Consider the following 16,414-nt stretch of genomic DNA (forward strand, 5'->3'; position numbering starts at 1 on the left):
TCAGGCGGCTTTCTCGACTTGGACCAGTGTATCGTAAAAAGTCGGCGCGCGACCCATGTCAGTCAGCCGTTGGCTGGTGACCTCATTGGCGTTCTTGCCATCGCCGGCCAGCTTCTTCCACCAGATCGACAGCCCTACCACAAGGCCTTTGCGGGCCTTCGGCGTCACGCGGGCCTTGCACACGAAGGAACCGCGATCATTGAAGATGCGCACCATATCGCCGTGGTTGATGCCACGTGTTGCCGCATCGTCAGGACTGATGTCGAGCTGCGGCTCGCCCTCCGTGGCACGCAAGCTTTGCACGTTGACAAAGGTCGAGTTCAGGAAGTTGCGCGCTGGCGGAGATATCATCGCAAGCGGGTATTTTGCCGCCAGATCGGGGGCAGATGCTGCAGATTCGTAGTTCGCGATATAGGTTGGCAGCGGGTCCAGGCCATCCTTCTTCATGCTTTCTGAGTAGAACTCACATTTTCCGGAAGGTGTGGGGAAATTGCCGCATGCAAAGGGGGCATCGGGAACTTCCAGTTTCTGCCAGCCCTTCTGCTTGAGTGACTCCCAGTCGAATTGCACGAATGCCACCGATGCCAGCGCGTCATCGCTGTCGCGGAAACAAGGGTCGTCAAAGCCCATGCGTGCCGCCAGCAGGCGGAAGATCTCGGTGTTCGGCTTGGCTTCGCCCATTGGCGCGATAGCCGGGTTATTGGCCATCATGTACAGGTGGCCGTAGGCGCCGTGAGCATCGGTATGCTCGAGCTGCGTGGTGGCTGGCAGCACGATGTCGGCATAGTCGGCGGTGTCGGTCTGGAAATGTTCCAGCACCACGGTGAACAGGTCTTCACGCGCAAAACCCGCCTGCACCTTGGACGAATCAGGCGCCACCGCCAGCGGGTTCGAGTTGTACACGATGACCGCCTTGACCTGCGGGCCAAACTCGGGCGACGCCGGACGCAGCAGGTCGTCGCCGATGGTCGTCATATTGATGGTGCGCGGCTGTTTCGCCAGCAAGTCCGGGCGCTGGAGCGCCGCCAGGTTTTTCCTGAAGGTGCCGGATGCCGACAACTGCACGCCGCCCGCCGCGTGGCGCCAGGCGCCCACCAGGGCAGGCAAACAGGCAATATTGCGCACCGCCATGCCGCCGCCATGCACGCGCTGCACGCCGTAATTCATGCGGATGGCGACCGGCTCGCCGCGCTTGGCGGTTTCCCCATATTCGCGCGCCAGGCCTTCCACTTCCTCGACGGTAATGCCGCAGGTGGCCGCCACGCGCTCCGGCGTCCATTCCGCCACGCGCTGGCGCAGCTCTTCGAAGCCGATGGTGTAGTCGGCAATGTATTCATGGTCCAGCAGGTCCTCGCGCACCAGGATGTGCATCAGGCCCAGCGCCAGCGCCGCATCCGTGCCGGGCAGCAGCGCGATGTGCTGGTGGCATTTCTCCGCCGTCAAGGAGCGGTAGGGGTCGATGGCAATCAGCCTGGCGCCGTTGCGCTTGGCTTCCTGGGCACGGGTCCAGAAATGCAGGTTGGATGCAATCGGGTTGCCGCCCCAGATGATGAGCAGCCTGGCACGCTGGAATTGCTCGATATCGGTGCCGATCGAGGCGCCGACCGTGTATTTGTAACCGGTGGCGCCAGCCGTGGCGCAGATGGTCCGGTCCAGCAGCGAGGCGCCGATCTTGTGGAAGAAGCGGGACGACATCGATTCGCCCTGCACCAGGCCCATGGTGCCCGCGTAGCTGTAGGGCAGGATGGCTTCCGGCTCGGCCGCAGCCAGCGGTTTCAGGCGTGCTGTGATCTCGTCCAGTGCCTGCTCCCAGCTGATGCGTTCAAACTTGCCCTCGCCCTTCCTGCCGACGCGCCGCATCGGGTACAGCAGGCGGTCCGGCGAATAGGTTCGTTCGGTATAGCGGGAAACCTTGGTGCACAGCACCCCGGCGGTCGTCGGGTGATCCGGATCGCCTTTCACCTCGGTCGCCACGCCATCTTCGACGGTGACGAGCAGGGCGCAGGTATCGGGGCAATCGTGCGGGCAGGTGGCGCGGACTTGTGTGGTTGACATCTTGATCTGGGTTAGCGACGGCTGAAAACAGTATCGTAAACGATTCCGGAAAACCGCACCGGGAGGCTAGAATGGCAAGACCGATGGAGAACAACAATGAAACTGATCGACCCGATTATCGCGTTTCAGTCCGAGTTGCAGCAGATCCGACGCGACCTGCATGCCCACCCGGAACTCTGCTATGAAGAAGAACGTACCGCCGATGTCGTTTGCGCCAGGCTGACCGAATGGGGCATCCCCTTCGAGCGCGGCCTGGGCAAGACCGGCGTGGTTGGCATCATCCGTAACGGCACCTCCGAACGCGCCATTGGCCTGCGCGCGGACATGGACGCCCTGCCGATGCAGGAAATCAACACCTTCGCCCACGCCTCGAAGCACCCTGGCAAGATGCACGCTTGCGGCCATGACGGCCACACCGCCATGCTGCTCGGCGCGGCCCACCACCTTGCCAGGCACCGCAATTTCGACGGCACCGTTTACCTGGTGTTCCAGCCGGCCGAAGAAGGCGGCGCCGGCGCGCGTGAAATGATCAAGGATGGCCTGTTCGAGCGCTTCCCGATGGATGCGATCTACGGCATGCACAACTGGCCCGGCATGGCGCAAGGCGCGCTGGGCGCCTGTGAAGGGCCGATGATGGCCTCTTCCAATGAATTCCATGTGACCGTGCGCGGCAAGGGTGCCCACGCGGCGCAGCCGCACAAGGGCATCGACCCGATCATGATCGCGGTGCAGATTGCACAGGCGTGGCAGACCATCGTCACGCGCAACAAGAGCCCATTGGATACGGCCGTGCTGTCGATCACGCAGATCCACGCCGGCAGCGCCACCAATGTGATCCCCGACGATGCCAGGCTGGTCGGCACCGTGCGCACCTTCACCACCGAGGTGCTGGACATGGTGGAAAAGCGCATGCAGTCGCTGGCGGAAGGCATTGCCGCCGCCTTCGACGCGGAAGTGGAGTTCACCTTCCGCCGCAACTATCCGCCACTCGTGAATCACGCCAGGGAAACCCGCTTCGCGCTGGACGTCATGAAGTCGGTGGTCGGCGAATCGATGGTGGACGCCAACGTCGAACCGACCATGGGCGCCGAGGACTTTGCCTTCTTCCTGCAGGAGAAGCCCGGCTGCTACATCTTCATCGGCAACGGCGAAGGCGAGCACCGCGACGGCGGCCACGGCCTCGGCCCCTGCGTGCTGCACAACGCCAGCTACGACTTCAACGACCGCCTGCTGCCGATCGGCGCCAGCTTCTGGGTGCATCTCGCAGAAGCGGCACTGCCGCAAGCCCGTTAAGGAAGCTTGTCGGCCTGCGCGCCGAGCCGCACGCCTTCGTTCAGCCGCTCCAGCGCCAGCAGCGCGGCGGAATGATCGGCGCGCGGATAGACATCCTTGATCGACTCATAGCGCTCCGTCACCAGGCTGGTGACGGGCAGCGCCACGCCCGCCGCTGCAGCGGCAGCGAGGATATTATGCTGGTCCTTCAACTGCGTCAGCACCTGCCCGCCCGGCAGGAAATTCCGCTCCAGCATGCGCTGGCCGTGCACTTCCAGCACGCGGCTTTCCGCAAAGCCGCCGCGGATCGCCTCGCGTACCGCCACCGGATCGGCGCCTGCCGCCAGCGCAAGCAGCAAGGCCTCCGCCACGATGTTGATGGTACCGCCGACGATCAACTGGTTGCACAGCTTTGCCACCTGCCCGCTGCCGGCCGGACCAACCAGCTTGGGCTTGCCCATCGCTTCCAGCACCGGCCGCGCCGCTTCGAAATCGGCCGCACTGCCGCCCGCCATGATGGCCAGCGAACCCGCTTGCGCGCCGCCGACACCGCCCGACACCGGAGCATCGATGAAGCGATGCCCGCGCCCCGTCAGCAGCGCGTGGAATGCCTGTGCCTCGTCCTGCCGCGTCGAGCTCATGTCGATCCACAGCGTGCCGGGACGCAGCGCATCGAGCGCAGCATCGATCACGCCGCCGACTGCATCGCCCGCCGACAGCATCGATACCACCACCGCCGCATCGGCCACCGCATGCGGCAGCACGTCGTCCGGGTCCGCGCCGGCGGCCGCCAGCACGCCGGCCTTGCCCGCTGTACGGTTCCAGGCCGTGACCTTGAAACCTGCCGCCAGCAGGCGCAGGACCATCGGCTCGCCCATCAAGCCGATGCCAAGAAATGCAATTCGCAGATGATGCGTCACAATAAGCTCCAGATATGCCAATATTGCAGTGATTCTAACAATTAAGGGGTCGCCTGAAAAAAATTCAGAACGAAAGTAAAATTGCCGGCATTGCCTCAGCAAATATGAAGACTGCGGCAAGGACTAGAGAGAAAAACATGCAAATCAAAAAACTGTTCGCTATTGCTGCCGCTGCATTTGTAGCGCAATCCGCTTTCGCCTTCGACACCAATTCCGCCTACGTGGAGGCCGGCTCCGCTTCCAAAATCCGCATGGTGCGCCTGGGCGCCACGCAGGACTTCAACCCTGAATGGAGCTGGTTCAATTCCAACGGCACCCACGTCACCGGCTACTGGGACGCCAGCATCGGCTTCTGGCAGGCCCGCCAATGGCTCAACGTTCACGGCGACAAGGAGAACCTCTTCGACGTCGGCTTCACCCCGGTCCTCCGCTACGAGAATACCAGCAAGAAGGGCTTTTACGTGGAAGGCGGCATCGGCGCGCACCTGCTTTCCAAGACCTACAAGAACAACGATGACGGCCTGTCGACCGCCTTCCAGTTCGGCGACCATATCGCCGTCGGCTATGTCTTCGACAACAAGTGGGAAATCGCCCTCAAGGCGCAGCACTTCTCGAATGGCGGCATCAAGAAGCCCAACAGCGGCGTCGACGTCATCATGCTGAAAGCAGCGTACCACTACTGATTCACTTCTTGCGGTAGCGCTGCACGCCCTTTGGCAGCAGGTTAAACACGCGCACCATCGCGTGCAGCTGCCAGGGGAAGATGCAGCGCGCCTGCCTGCCCGCGATGGCGCGGGTAATGCGGCGCACGGCCTCTTCTTCGGTCTGCAGGAAAGGCTTGCGCTGCGCGCTTCCGCCATTCAGGTCCCTCAGCTTCTGCGTATCGACATAACCCGGAACCACTGCCGTCACATCGATGCCGTGCGGCGCCAGCGCCTTGCGATAGGAATCGCTGATGGCAATCGCGGCGCGCTTGCTCGCGCTGTACAGCGAGCCGTTCGGATATTCGTGCAGCAGCCCGGCAATCGACGCCACCACCACCATCTGGCCGCATCCACTGTGCAGCATGGCCTGCGCTCCCGCATCGAAAGCATGGCATAGGCCGGAGACATTGGTGCGCACCACAGGCAGGCTGCGCATGCGGTCCTGCGCCAGCGCCGCGGCATCGGCATACTGTCCTGCGGTGACGATCAGCAGGTCCAGCCCTCCTTGCGCGAAATCGCCGACCGCATCGAACACTGCCTGGCGGTCGCCGATGTCGAAGCCATAGCGCCGCAAGCCGGCTTGCGCGGCGATGGGATGCCCGTCCAGGCGCGACGGATCGCGCCCGCACAAGGCCAGCTCGGCGCCCTGCTGCGCATAGTGCCCGGCCAGGGCCAGCCCGATGCCGCTGGTTCCGCCGATGATCATTACCCTCATTGTCTTCCCCTGTTGAACCTCGTTGCGTGGCGCAGGCGCAGCCCCGGACTGGCATACGCTTCCATGCCGCGCTGGTAACCGTACTGCCATTGCGCCTCGACGTCGTTCGCATACTCCGCCAGGCTGGGCGGCATCACCAGCCTGATGCGGTTGCCCAGCCAGTCGATGCGCTTTCGCATGCCGCAGCCGCGCAGCGCGCTCGATATGTCGCTGGTGTCGACCCAGGCATGGGCATGCTGCGCGTGCACGTGCTTCAGCCGCGCGTTGCCATCGATGCCGAGAACCTTGCGCAGCGCCGGAATTGCCAGCGCCTGGCCGAACGGCGGCTTGGCTTCCATCGTCACGTGCCGTGCCAGGCCATGCGCGATCTCGATCGGGAACAGGTCGATCACGCCGCCCATATAGTGTTCGCCGCCATGCTGGTGGCAGGCGAAATAGAGCATGTCCGTGATCGAGCTGCGCACGGCGTCGGCAACCGGCATGGCGCTGTCCAGCAGCAGCCCGGGCGCGACCGCGCCGCAGCTCCATGCGGGCGAACTGGCCGGCGCCTGCCATCCTTGCAGCAGGCTGCAGGCGCGGTCGGGGCCTAGCAGGACTTCCGCGAACAGGGCGCGGTCGCCGCGCGCCTGGCCCGCCTGCTCCCGGCCGAACAGCAGTTTCGCTGCGACGATGGCAAGTGCCGGGGACTGCGGGCGCGCCGCCGGCAACGGCAGCGCTGCCGGCAGCTCGAACATGTAATCGTCGAACACGTCGGGCACACGGCTGGCCCGCCCGCGCGACAGGCCGCGCAGCAGGGCCGCTCCCAGCACCGGCAGCGCACGCACGTGCGGCGCTGCGCGCATGCGGCACAGGAACTGGTACATCTCGGGAGAGGCAAGCCACTGCTTGCGCTGCGCGGCATCCGGCAGGGCATGGATGATGGCTGCCGCCAGCGAACCTCCGCAACTGGCGAGGATGATGTCGGGCGCCATGCCGCTGTCTTCGGCCGCAGCGTGCATGCCAAGGTAATAGCCGAAGCGAAATCCTCCTCCCGCCATCACCATGCAGCGCTCGTACTTTTGATCTTCACTCATATCACGTGACATAATGCCATGAATGCAACTCCTGCACCTGATCATCAACGCCCTGCTATTCGGGCTTTGCTACACGCTCACGAACCTTGCTGCCGAAACGGCGCAGGTCCAGCGCACGCTGGCGCTTCCGTTCGAGCAAGCCATCCCGTTCCTGCCGTGGATGATCATTCCCTATGCCAGTTCGGGGCCCTTGCTGGCCTGGGCCTTCTTCAAGGTCCGCAAAGGAGACGCGCTGCGTGTTTATAGCCGCCGCCTGATGCTCGCCACCGTCGCCGCCAGCCTCGTGTTCGCGATTTTTCCTGCCCGCTTCCCCGCCGCCAGGGTGCTGCCCGAGCACGCGTTCCTGCAGCTGGCCTATGGCTTGCTTGACGCCTCGGACCGGCCCTACAACCAGTTCCCGTCCCTGCACATCACCTACTGCATCCTGCTGTGGCTCGCGCTGCGGCCAGCCATTGCCAGCCGGACCTGGCGCATTGTGCTGGCGTGCTGGCTGCTGCTGGTTGGCGCCAGCACGCTGCTGACCTGGCAGCATGCCGTGGCCGATATCGCCGGCGGCATCGCCCTGGCGGCCGCCGCCTGTCACGCAGTGCGCGCCGGCGCCACCGCCCGCCAAAGCGTCGCGTTCTACTACGCCATCATGGCAGGACTGGCGCTACTGGCCGCCAGCCTGTTCGCGCTCGCGTGGCTCTGGCTCTATCTGGCCGCCAGCCTGCTGCTGGTGGCCCTGGCATACGTCCGCCGCAACGCGGCCTTCCTGCGCAAGAACCAGGGCCGGCATCCACCCTGGATCTGGCTGCTGTTCTGGCCCTACCTTGCCGGCTACGCCGTCACCTGGCTGCTGGTGCGCTGGCGCCAGCATGGCAAGCCGCCTTTCGCGCAGGCGACCGATGGCCTGTGGGTAGGCCGCCGCCTGAGCGCCAGCGAAGCGCAGCAACTGCCGCCGGGCTGCAGCATCATCGACCTGAGCGCAGAACTCAGCGAAACCGAACTGCTGCGGCGCGGCCGTTACCGGCACCTTCCCCTGATGGACCTGCAGGCCCCAAGCCGCCAGCAGGTTCGTACCATCCTTGCCGCTATCGACACCGAACGCAGCCAGGGCCGCCCGGTCTACCTGCACTGCGCGATGGGTTACAGCCGCAGCCTTTTCATCGCCCGCATCTACCTTAACTCCTACACTTCATGAGCATTTCGATCTACCAGCTTAAACCGCGCTTCCAGCAACTGCTGCGTCCATTCCTCAACCTGCTCACGCGGCTCGGCATTACGCCGAACCAGGTCACCCTGGCAGCCATGGTGCTGTCGGTGGGTTACGGCGCGGCGCTGGCATTGGCGCCGCAATGCCTTGGGTTGTGGCTCGGCCTGCCCTTCTTCCTGCTGTTGCGCATGGCGCTGAATGCCATCGATGGCATGCTGGCCAACGCGACCGGCAACAAGACAGCCCTGGGCGCTTTGCTGAACGAGTTGTGCGACCAGGTGTCCGACGTTGCGCTGTACCTGCCAGCGGCCTTGCTGGCGGGCGTCTTCACGCACCTGCTGGTGCTGGTCGTGGTGTTTGCACTGCTGGCCGAATTCGCTGGCGTACTGGCCAGCAGCATCGGCGTCGCGCGCCGTTTCGACGGCCCGATGGGCAAGAGCGACCGCGCCTTTGCCTTCGGCCTGCTCGGCCTGCTGGTCTGGGCAGGCGTTGCGCCGGTCTGGCACAACGCCTTGCTTGCGGTGGTGCTGTTGCTGTCGCTGGTGACGGTATTTAACCGCCTGCGCCAGGCGCTGCGCCTTTCTCCGCAAGTGAAACAGTAAAGATACCTTCCAGCCCGATCATTGTTCGCAGCTTGCGGCAACCGGCCAGCGCGACCAGGCCGTCCATCTCGGCCTGCGCACGCGGGCGCATACGCCACGGCTCGCCGCGGTGGTTGGTCAGCGTGTAGGCGATCATGTCCAGCTGCGGGTGCCATGGCTGGCCGGTGTACAGCAAGCTGCCGCCTTCACGCAAGCTGGCCGAGACGCCACGCAGCGACTGCAGCACCATGGTGTTGTCGCTGAACAGCTCGTAGAGGCCCGATACCACGGCGATGTCGTAGCGGCCTTCCTGGCCCTGGTAGCTGTCGGCGCTGAAGGCATCGCGGCGGCAGTATTCGATGCGGGCGCTGACCTGCAGCTTTTCCGCCAGCTTCCTGGCCTGGTCCAGGTTGTGCTGTTCGTAGTCGCACAGCGTGACTTCGATCTCGCGGTCCTGGAAGCGCTTGACGGTCTCCAGCACGTAGCGCGCGGAACCTGCGGCGATGTCGAGGATGCGCACCGGACCAGGGCCCTGGTGGGCCGCGATCTGCTGCGCCAGCATCTGCTGCATCTGCACCTTGCGCAGGCGGATGCCGCGCCATCCCACGGCATCCAGGTAGCCGCGGTCCATGATGCCGCCGAAGCCAAGCTTGCCGTCCGCCTGGTTGCGATAGACATAGTCCAGCGATTCGCCCGAATCAAATCCGTGGCGCAGGCCGATCTTCATGCCATCGCTCAGCGGGCCCATTAGCTTCAGCATATTGCGCTGCAAGCCGAACCAGGCGCGCGTCAGCGCATTGCCGGTCCGGTTGTCCTGCAGCGCGGCGTAGTGCTGCGCACCTTGTCCTTCCCGGTCGGCAGCCGCGAAACGCACCGGCGATGCCGGCTGCGATGCGTAACATTCGTCGATAAAGCTGCGGCTTGCCTGCATCGCAACGGAAGTGTCTTCCTCGTAGAAGATGGCGTGGCGGCAGCGCTGTAGCCTGACATAACGCTTCATTTGCGAAGACAGGCGCTCGAAGAACAACTTCTGCGGCGCTTCATGCACGACATAGTCCTGGTCGGCGGCCAGCATCAGCACCGGCGTGTCGATGGCGGCGGCATCGTGCACGATGCGTTGCGCCGTATCGGCAAGCTCCAGCAGGATCTGGGCCGAGATGCTCTTGGCGATCAGCGGGTCTTGTTCATAGGCGCGCGCCTGCTCCGCCGAATGCGTCAGCATGGTCGAACGAATATAGCTGGTCACGAACAGCTCCGGCTTGAAGCGCCGCGCAAAGCGCAGGCCCGGCTTTGCCAGCGGCACATACAGCTTGATCGCAAAGGCCGCGGCAGCCATGACCAGGCCGCGCACGCGCGGAGCATAGTCATGCAGCCAGGTCGCCGCCACGACAGCGCCAACGCTGTTGGCGATGACCAGCACATCCTCGATCGCAAAGCCATGCTTGCTGCAGAGATGGCGCACGAAGGTATCCAGGTCTTCCACCATGGTGGCGAAACTTGGCGCGGAGCCGCGCTCACCCGGCGAATAACCGTGTCCGCGCGCATCGTAAGCAAAAGCCCAGTCGCCGTGGAAGCCGAATTGCTCGACCAGCGTGCCGATACGGCCGGAATGTTCATGCCCGCGATGCAGGAATACCAGCGCACGTGGCGCTCCGCTACGCGGCGCCAGCGGCATCCAGCTACGGTAGAACAGGCGCGTGCCGTCGGCCGCTTCAAATCCGGACTGGCTCTCACTCCAGGCAAGGCCTCGTTCAATCTTCATTCTTTTTTCCTTATCGATAATTGAGCAGCAGGTAAAGCAGTGGCGCCGTCACCACCAGGCTATCGGCGCGGTCCAGCATTCCGCCGTGGCCGGGAATCAGGTTTGAAAAGTCCTTGATGCCAAGCTTGCGTTTCGCTGCGGAGAACATCACGTCGCCGGCAAAGCCGCCAAGGGACAACAGCACCGCGATCGCCGCCATCCAGGCTGGCCGGCCCAGGCCGAAGTAGGCGCCCATGGCGAGCGACAGCAAGACGGAAACCACGACGCCGCCCAGCAAGCCCTGCCAGGTTTTCTGCGGGCTAATCAGTGGCACGATTTTCTGCTTGCCGAACAGCTTGCCACTGGTGAACTGGGCGATGTCATTCAAGGCCGTCACGATAAACAGGTAGAACAGCCAGGACAGGTTTTCCCTCGGCCCGAAAGGCAGCTGGACAAAGGCGGGGACGAAGCTGATGCCGAAACAGGTCAGCGCAAACAGCAGCCAGGGCAGGGCAGCCAGTTCGCGGGAGTGCAACAGGTACACAGCAGCGGCGCCAGCGGCCAGGGCGAATGCCATGGGCAGGAAAGCCGGCGCGTAAGTGCCCGCGCATGCGGCCATGAACAGGCTGGCGATGGCAGCGGTCCGGAAGCGGCCGGACGCCTGCCCGCAATATGGTGCAAGCTCCCGCGCAGCCAGGCCGCAAATGACGAGTGCAAGCAACGGCGCCCCAACCGGATAGAGGATCAGGCCGCAGCTGACAATGGGGAAGATGAACCACCAGGCATTCACCTGGTCACGCAACTGGCTGGTACGCGAGCCAAGCGCCAAACCCACACCCGTTGAAACGATACCCAGCAGCACATACAGGGCAGCCATTGCGTATCCAAGCTGCGCATTGAAGATTCCATTCATGACTTGCATTTTGCCAACAAGTGGACGATGCACAATCACACATTGTCACGACGCGCAAAAAAAAACCGCCAGGTTGCCCCGGCGGTTCCTGTGCATCGCTGCGCGGCTTATTCTGCCACGTCGGCGCCCACGTTAATGGCAGCGTAGGCGCGCTGGACTGCTTTCGCTTCGGCGCTATTGGCGCCGTATAGTTCCTGCGCTGCTGCCAGCACTTTCAAACGAGCGTCCGCGTAGTTGGTCGACGACGTGAACTTGGTGGTGTTCGCGCGGAACCAAATGCGGTAAGCCTTGTCGATGCCGATACCGGTCATGTTCTTAGGCTGCTGGGTCAGGTATTGGGAGTAGTAGTCGCTGCTCGAATTGGAGCTCGAACCCATGGCCAGGAAGTAGAACATGCGGTTGTTCGGGCCGCTGCTGTAGTGCACATCCAGGCGCTTGATGGTGGACTTCCACGCATCAGGCGACTTGCCATCCTTGCTTGGCTTGTACAGCCAGCGCAGCGGCTGGCCGTTCTTGGAAATTTCCTTGCCCATCACCCAGTCGTTGCCCGATGGGACAGGCAGCGAAGTACCGGTGCCGCCGGCGCGGGCGTAGGCTTCCACCGCTTCGCCCGAAATGTCGGACGAGGACTCGTTCAAGCCGCCGGATTCGCCGCGGTAGGTCAGGTTGGAGGTGGCGGCGGTGATGCCGTGGCCCATTTCGTGGCCGATCACGTCGATCGAACCCAGGTTATTGAAATAGGATCCGCCGTCGCCGATGAACATGCACTTGCAGCTGTCGGAGTAGTAGGCGTTGTCGTAGGCGGTGTTGACGTGCACCGCGATATAGGTCGCGGTATTGTTACCGTCGAGCGAAGACCAGTTCAGCACATTCTTGTGCATGTCGTAGGTATTCATCAGGCCCCACAGTGCATTCACCGCAGCGGTCTGGCCGTTGGCGTTGGTGGTGCTGCCGCCGGAAATGTACTGCTTGCCGTCGCCCCAGATATTGGTGGCGTTGGTGTACACCGCGCCGGCGCTGGTGCCGTGATTGGCGTTGGTGATCGCCATGGCGCCGAAGGTACCGCCGGTGCCGCGGCTGCCGTCGATCATCTTGTACACGCCGCCGGACAGGGTGGTGTTGATCGGCACGTCGCCGTTGTACTGACTGTGACCGGTGCCGACCACGTTCTGCATTGCGCTCCACTGATCGAGGATACGGCCATCGCGTGCGCTGACGACGGTGTCATGGAAGGCGCCGTGCTTGCGGGTCTTCACAATATAGGCCAGCTCATAGCCGGCAACGACGTCCTGCACGTCAACCGCGTTCAGGTCAGCCTCAGCCTTGTTCTCGGCGCCTGGGGCGCGCACGGTCTTCATCAGCGGGAAAATAACCAGCTCGGCGGATGGCGGATCGATCTCCGCGCCGAAGGCCGACACGCTGCGGCTGGCCTTGGCGATCGCGGCTTTACTGCTGATGGAAGGCTTTACATCGAAACGCTTACCCGACAGGCCCTGGCGGCGTTCGCCGACCGATTCGCTGACGATATTGCCGCCCTGGTCGGTGACCACAACGGTTTCGGATTCAAAGATGCGCACGCCCTTGTAGGTGTGGTTGATGCGGCTGATTGCCCTGCCCTGCTCGCCAGGGTGCTGGCTGGCGATGGCGTAGCCGTGATCGGCATCCAGGCCATATTTGCCCCGCTCACCGTTCAGGGTGGAGACCAGGCGTGCTTTCTCCTGGGCGGAGAAGGCAACAGGGCTGGCCATCATGCTTGGGGCGGCGCTGGCTTGTGCAGCAACCATGGCGATCGCGGCTGCGATCAGGCTTTTGCGAAATTCCATTTTTGTCTCCAAATGTCCCGATGAGGTAGGGTGTTGATGGGAATCTAACACTATCGGGGCCTGGAGGCTGAGTCAAAATTTCTACAAATTGAGACATATTTTTGTTGCTTGTCTCGGATACAACTTTCGAAAGCAAAAAGGCCCGCTAGCTTATGCTTAGCGGGCCTCTTCTAATAAGAGCCTGACGATAACCTACTTTCACACTGGTTGCAGCACTATCATCGGCGCAGAGTCGTTTCACGGTCCTGTTCGGGATGGGAAGGGGTGGGACCGACTTGCTATGGTCATCAGGCATGACTTGTCAACAATCCGGGAAGAAGTAAAGTGGGGTAGTGTTCTCAAACACTGTAAGTGCTACATAACCGTCAAGGTTATAGGGACAAGCCGTACGGGCAATTAGTATCAGTTAGCTTAATGCATTACTGCACTTCCACACCTGACCTATCAACGTCCTGGTCTCGAACGACCCTTCAAGGAGCTCAAGGCTCCGGGAAATCTCATCTTAAGGCAAGTTTCCCGCTTAGATGCTTTCAGCGGTTATCTCTTCCGAACTTAGCTACCCGGCAATGCCACTGGCGTGACAACCGGTACACCAGAGGTTCGTCCACTCCGGTCCTCTCGTACTAGGAGCAGCCCCCTTCAAATTTCCAACGCCCACGGCAGATAGGGACCAAACTGTCTCACGACGTTTTAAACCCAGCTCACGTACCACTTTAAATGGCGAACAGCCATACCCTTGGGACCGGCTACAGCCCCAGGATGTGATGAGCCGACATCGAGGTGCCAAACTCCCCCGTCGATATGAACTCTTGGGAGGAATCAGCCTGTTATCCCCAGAGTACCTTTTATCCGTTGAGCGATGGCCCTTCCATACAGAACCACCGGATCACTATGTCCTACTTTCGTACCTGCTCGACTTGTCGGTCTCGCAGTTAAGCACGCTTATGCCATTGCACTATTAGCACGATGTCCGACCGTACCTAGCGTACCTTCGAACTCCTCCGTTACCGTTTGGGAGGAGACCGCCCCAGTCAAACTGCCTACCATGCACTGTCCCCGATCCGGATTACGGACCAAGGTTAGAACCTCAAACAAACCAGGGTGGTATTTCAAGGATGGCTCCATAGGAACTGGCGTCCCTACTTCAAAGCCTCCCACCTATCCTACACAGATTGGTTCAAAGTCCAATGCAAAGCTACAGTAAAGGTTCATGGGGTCTTTCCGTCTAGCCGCGGGTAGATTGCATCATCACAAACACTTCAACTTCGCTGAGTCTCGGGAGGAGACAGTGTGGCCATCGTTACGCCATTCGTGCAGGTCGGAACTTACCCGACAAGGAATTTCGCTACCTTAGGACCGTTATAGTTACGGCCGCCGTTTACTGGGACTTCAATCAAGAGCTTGCACCCCATCATTTAATCTTCCAGCACCGGGCAGGCGTCACACCCTATACGTCCACTTTCGTGTTTGCAGAGTGCTGTGTTTTTATTAAACAGTCGCAGCCACCAGTTTATTGCAACCTTTTCGCCCTTCCACAGTAAAGTGGTCAAGCTACCGAGGCGTACCTTATCCCGAAGTTACGGTACCAATTTGCCGAGTTCCTTCTCCCGAGTTCTCTCAAGCGCCTTAGAATACTCATCTCGCCCACCTGTGTCGGTTTGCGGTACGGTCTCGTATGACTGAAGCTTAGAGGCTTTTCTTGGAACCACTTCCGATTGCTTCGCGAGCAAGCTCGCTCGTCCCAGTCCCTTGAATTACGCGCCCGGATTTGCCTAAGCGCCTTCTATGAACCAGGAACTGCCTATTCCAACAGGCAGACAACCTTCCGCGATCCGTCCCCCCATCGCATCATACGACGGTGCAGGAATATTAACCTGCTTCCCATCAGCTACGCATCTCTGCCTCGCCTTAGGGGCCGACTCACCCTGCTCCGATGAACGTTGAACAGGAAACCTTGGGCTTACGGCGTGCGGGCTTTTCACCCGCATTATCGCTACTCATGTCAGCATTCGCACTTCTGATACCTCCAGCATCCTTTACAAGACACCTTCGCAGGCTTACAGAACGCTCTCCTACCATATCCTTGCGGATATCCGCAGCTTCGGTGACTGGCTTAGCCCCGTTACATCTTCCGCGCAGGACGACTCGATCAGTGAGCTATTACGCTTTCTTTAAATGATGGCTGCTTCTAAGCCAACATCCTGACTGTTTTAGCCTTCCCACTTCGTTTTCCACTTAGCCAATCTTTGGGACCTTAGCTGGCGGTCTGGGTTGTTTCCCTCTTGACACCGGACGTTAGCACCCGATGTCTGTCTCCCAAGCTCGCACTCAACGGTATTCGGAGTTTGCAATGGTTTGGTAAGTCGCGATGACCCCCTAGCCATAACAGTGCTCTACCCCCGTCGGTGATACTTGAGGCACTACCTAAATAGTTTTCGGAGAGAACCAGCTATTTCCAAGTTTGTTTAGCCTTTCACCCCTATCCACAGCTCATCCCCTAATTTTTCAACATTAGTGGGTTCGGTCCTCCAGTGCGTGTTACCGCACCTTCAACCTGGCCATGGATAGATCACTTGGTTTCGGGTCTACACCCAGCGACTGGCGCCCTGTTCGGACTCGATTTCTCTACGGCTCCCCTATCTGGTTAACCTCGCCACTGAATGTAAGTCGCTGACCCATTATACAAAAGGTACGCCGTCACCCCTTACGAGGCTCCGACTGTTTGTATGCACACGGTTTCAGGATCTATTTCACTCCCCTCCCGGGGTTCTTTTCGCCTTTCCCTCACGGTACTGGTTCACTATCGGTCGATTACGAGTATTTAGCCTTGGAGGATGGTCCCCCCATGTTCAGACAGGATTTCTCGTGTCCCGCCCTACTTGTCGTACGCTTAGTACCACCGCTTGGATTTCATGTACGGGGCTATCACCCGCTATGGCCAGAGTTTCCAATCTGTTCCATTATCCAAACGACTATCACGTACAGGCTCTTCCCATTTCGCTCGCCACTACTTTGGGAATCTCGGTTGATTTCTTTTCCTGCAGCTACTTAGATGTTTCAGTTCGCCGCGTTCGCTTCACACACCTATGTATTCAGTGAGTGATGACCTATAAGGCCGGGTTTCCCCATTCGGAAATCTTCGGATCAAAGCTTGTTTGTCAGCTCCCCGAAGCTTATCGCAGACTTCTACGTCCTTCATCGCCTGTAATCGCCAAGGCATCCGCCATGTGCACTTATTCACTTGTCCCTATAACCTTGACGGCTACAGGTTCAAGCACTTACTACTGTGTTTGATGAGTTTTACTACTACCCTAAGTAATATCTTTCGATATCGCTTAATAAAACTTTTACTTCTTCCAGATTGTTAAAGAACGATGAACATTTAAGCGTTCAAACCTAAGCGGCTACGCTTACGTTTGAAA

General features: G+C 60.9%; 11 protein-coding genes and 2 rRNA genes. 4 read left to right on the forward strand and 9 right to left on the reverse strand.

The features are described from left to right. Positions 1–2,055, reverse strand: a complete 2,055-nt coding sequence (locus ACN9M3_RS30585) for a molybdopterin-containing oxidoreductase family protein (RefSeq protein ID WP_426319625.1) — start codon at positions 2,053–2,055, stop codon at positions 1–3. 96 nt (positions 2,056–2,151) lie between these two features. Here ACN9M3_RS30585 and ACN9M3_RS30590 point away from each other — a divergent pair, with 96 nt between their 5' ends. Then, positions 2,152–3,348 carry a M20 aminoacylase family protein gene (locus ACN9M3_RS30590; protein WP_426319627.1) on the forward strand — a complete coding sequence of 399 codons (1,197 nt, stop codon included), beginning with the start codon at positions 2,152–2,154 and terminating at the stop codon, positions 3,346–3,348. Here the strand turns inward: ACN9M3_RS30590 and ACN9M3_RS30595 are convergent. Further along, a complete protein-coding gene (locus tag ACN9M3_RS30595) occupies positions 3,345–4,247 on the reverse strand; it encodes an NAD(P)-dependent oxidoreductase (RefSeq protein ID WP_426319629.1) in 903 nt (300 codons plus the stop codon). The genes ACN9M3_RS30590 and ACN9M3_RS30595 overlap by 4 nt on opposite strands. A gap of 137 nt (positions 4,248–4,384) precedes the next feature. Here ACN9M3_RS30595 and ACN9M3_RS30600 point away from each other — a divergent pair, with 137 nt between their 5' ends. Continuing rightward, on the forward strand, positions 4,385–4,930 hold the full coding sequence (locus ACN9M3_RS30600; protein WP_426319631.1) for an acyloxyacyl hydrolase: 546 nt from the start codon (positions 4,385–4,387) through the stop codon (positions 4,928–4,930). A 1-nt stretch (position 4,931) separates the two neighbouring features. Here ACN9M3_RS30600 and ACN9M3_RS30605 read toward each other — a convergent pair whose 3' ends face one another. Beyond that, positions 4,932–5,666, reverse strand: coding sequence for an SDR family NAD(P)-dependent oxidoreductase (locus ACN9M3_RS30605; RefSeq protein ID WP_426319633.1), 735 nt, complete (start codon positions 5,664–5,666; stop codon positions 4,932–4,934). Beyond that, positions 5,663–6,739, reverse strand: coding sequence for a patatin-like phospholipase family protein (locus tag ACN9M3_RS30610; RefSeq protein WP_426319635.1), 1,077 nt, complete (start codon positions 6,737–6,739; stop codon positions 5,663–5,665). Before ACN9M3_RS30610 ends, ACN9M3_RS30605 begins: the two co-directional genes overlap by 4 nt. A 22-nt stretch (positions 6,740–6,761) precedes the next feature. On the opposite strand from ACN9M3_RS30610, the gene ACN9M3_RS30615 reads away from it, so the two are divergent. Together ACN9M3_RS30615 and ACN9M3_RS30620 are read left to right on the forward strand one after the other, a co-directional pair. After that, on the forward strand, positions 6,762–7,922 hold the full coding sequence (locus ACN9M3_RS30615; RefSeq protein WP_426319637.1) for a phosphatase PAP2 family protein: 1,161 nt from the start codon (positions 6,762–6,764) through the stop codon (positions 7,920–7,922). Continuing rightward, positions 7,919–8,536: a CDP-alcohol phosphatidyltransferase family protein gene (locus ACN9M3_RS30620; RefSeq protein ID WP_426319639.1), complete on the forward strand. Its 618-nt coding sequence runs from the start codon at positions 7,919–7,921 to the stop codon at positions 8,534–8,536. The genes ACN9M3_RS30615 and ACN9M3_RS30620 overlap by 4 nt, the downstream gene beginning before the upstream one ends. Here the strand turns inward: ACN9M3_RS30620 and ACN9M3_RS30625 are convergent. The 5 genes from ACN9M3_RS30625 to ACN9M3_RS30645 all read right to left on the reverse strand — a co-directional run bounded on the left by ACN9M3_RS30625 (position 8,487) and on the right by ACN9M3_RS30645 (position 16,239). After that, positions 8,487–10,277: a bifunctional alpha/beta hydrolase/class I SAM-dependent methyltransferase gene (locus ACN9M3_RS30625; RefSeq protein WP_426319641.1), complete on the reverse strand. Its 1,791-nt coding sequence runs from the start codon at positions 10,275–10,277 to the stop codon at positions 8,487–8,489. The genes ACN9M3_RS30620 and ACN9M3_RS30625 overlap by 50 nt on opposite strands. A 10-nt stretch (positions 10,278–10,287) precedes the next feature. Beyond that, complete coding sequence (locus ACN9M3_RS30630; RefSeq protein WP_426166127.1) at positions 10,288–11,133, reverse strand: phosphatidate cytidylyltransferase; 846 nt, start codon at positions 11,131–11,133, stop codon at positions 10,288–10,290. Positions 11,134–11,276: 143 nt separating this feature from the next. Next, on the reverse strand, positions 11,277–12,992 hold the full coding sequence (locus ACN9M3_RS30635) for a M4 family metallopeptidase (protein ID WP_426166130.1): 1,716 nt from the start codon (positions 12,990–12,992) through the stop codon (positions 11,277–11,279). A gap of 179 nt (positions 12,993–13,171) precedes the next feature. Continuing rightward, positions 13,172–13,284 (reverse strand): 5S ribosomal RNA (gene rrf / locus ACN9M3_RS30640). A gap of 83 nt (positions 13,285–13,367) precedes the next feature. Continuing rightward, positions 13,368–16,239 (reverse strand): 23S ribosomal RNA (locus ACN9M3_RS30645). Between the last annotated feature and the right edge of the window lie 175 nt (positions 16,240–16,414).

Source organism: Pseudoduganella sp. R-43, assembly GCF_049913255.1.
Lineage (GTDB): Bacteria > Pseudomonadota > Gammaproteobacteria > Burkholderiales > Burkholderiaceae_D > Rugamonas.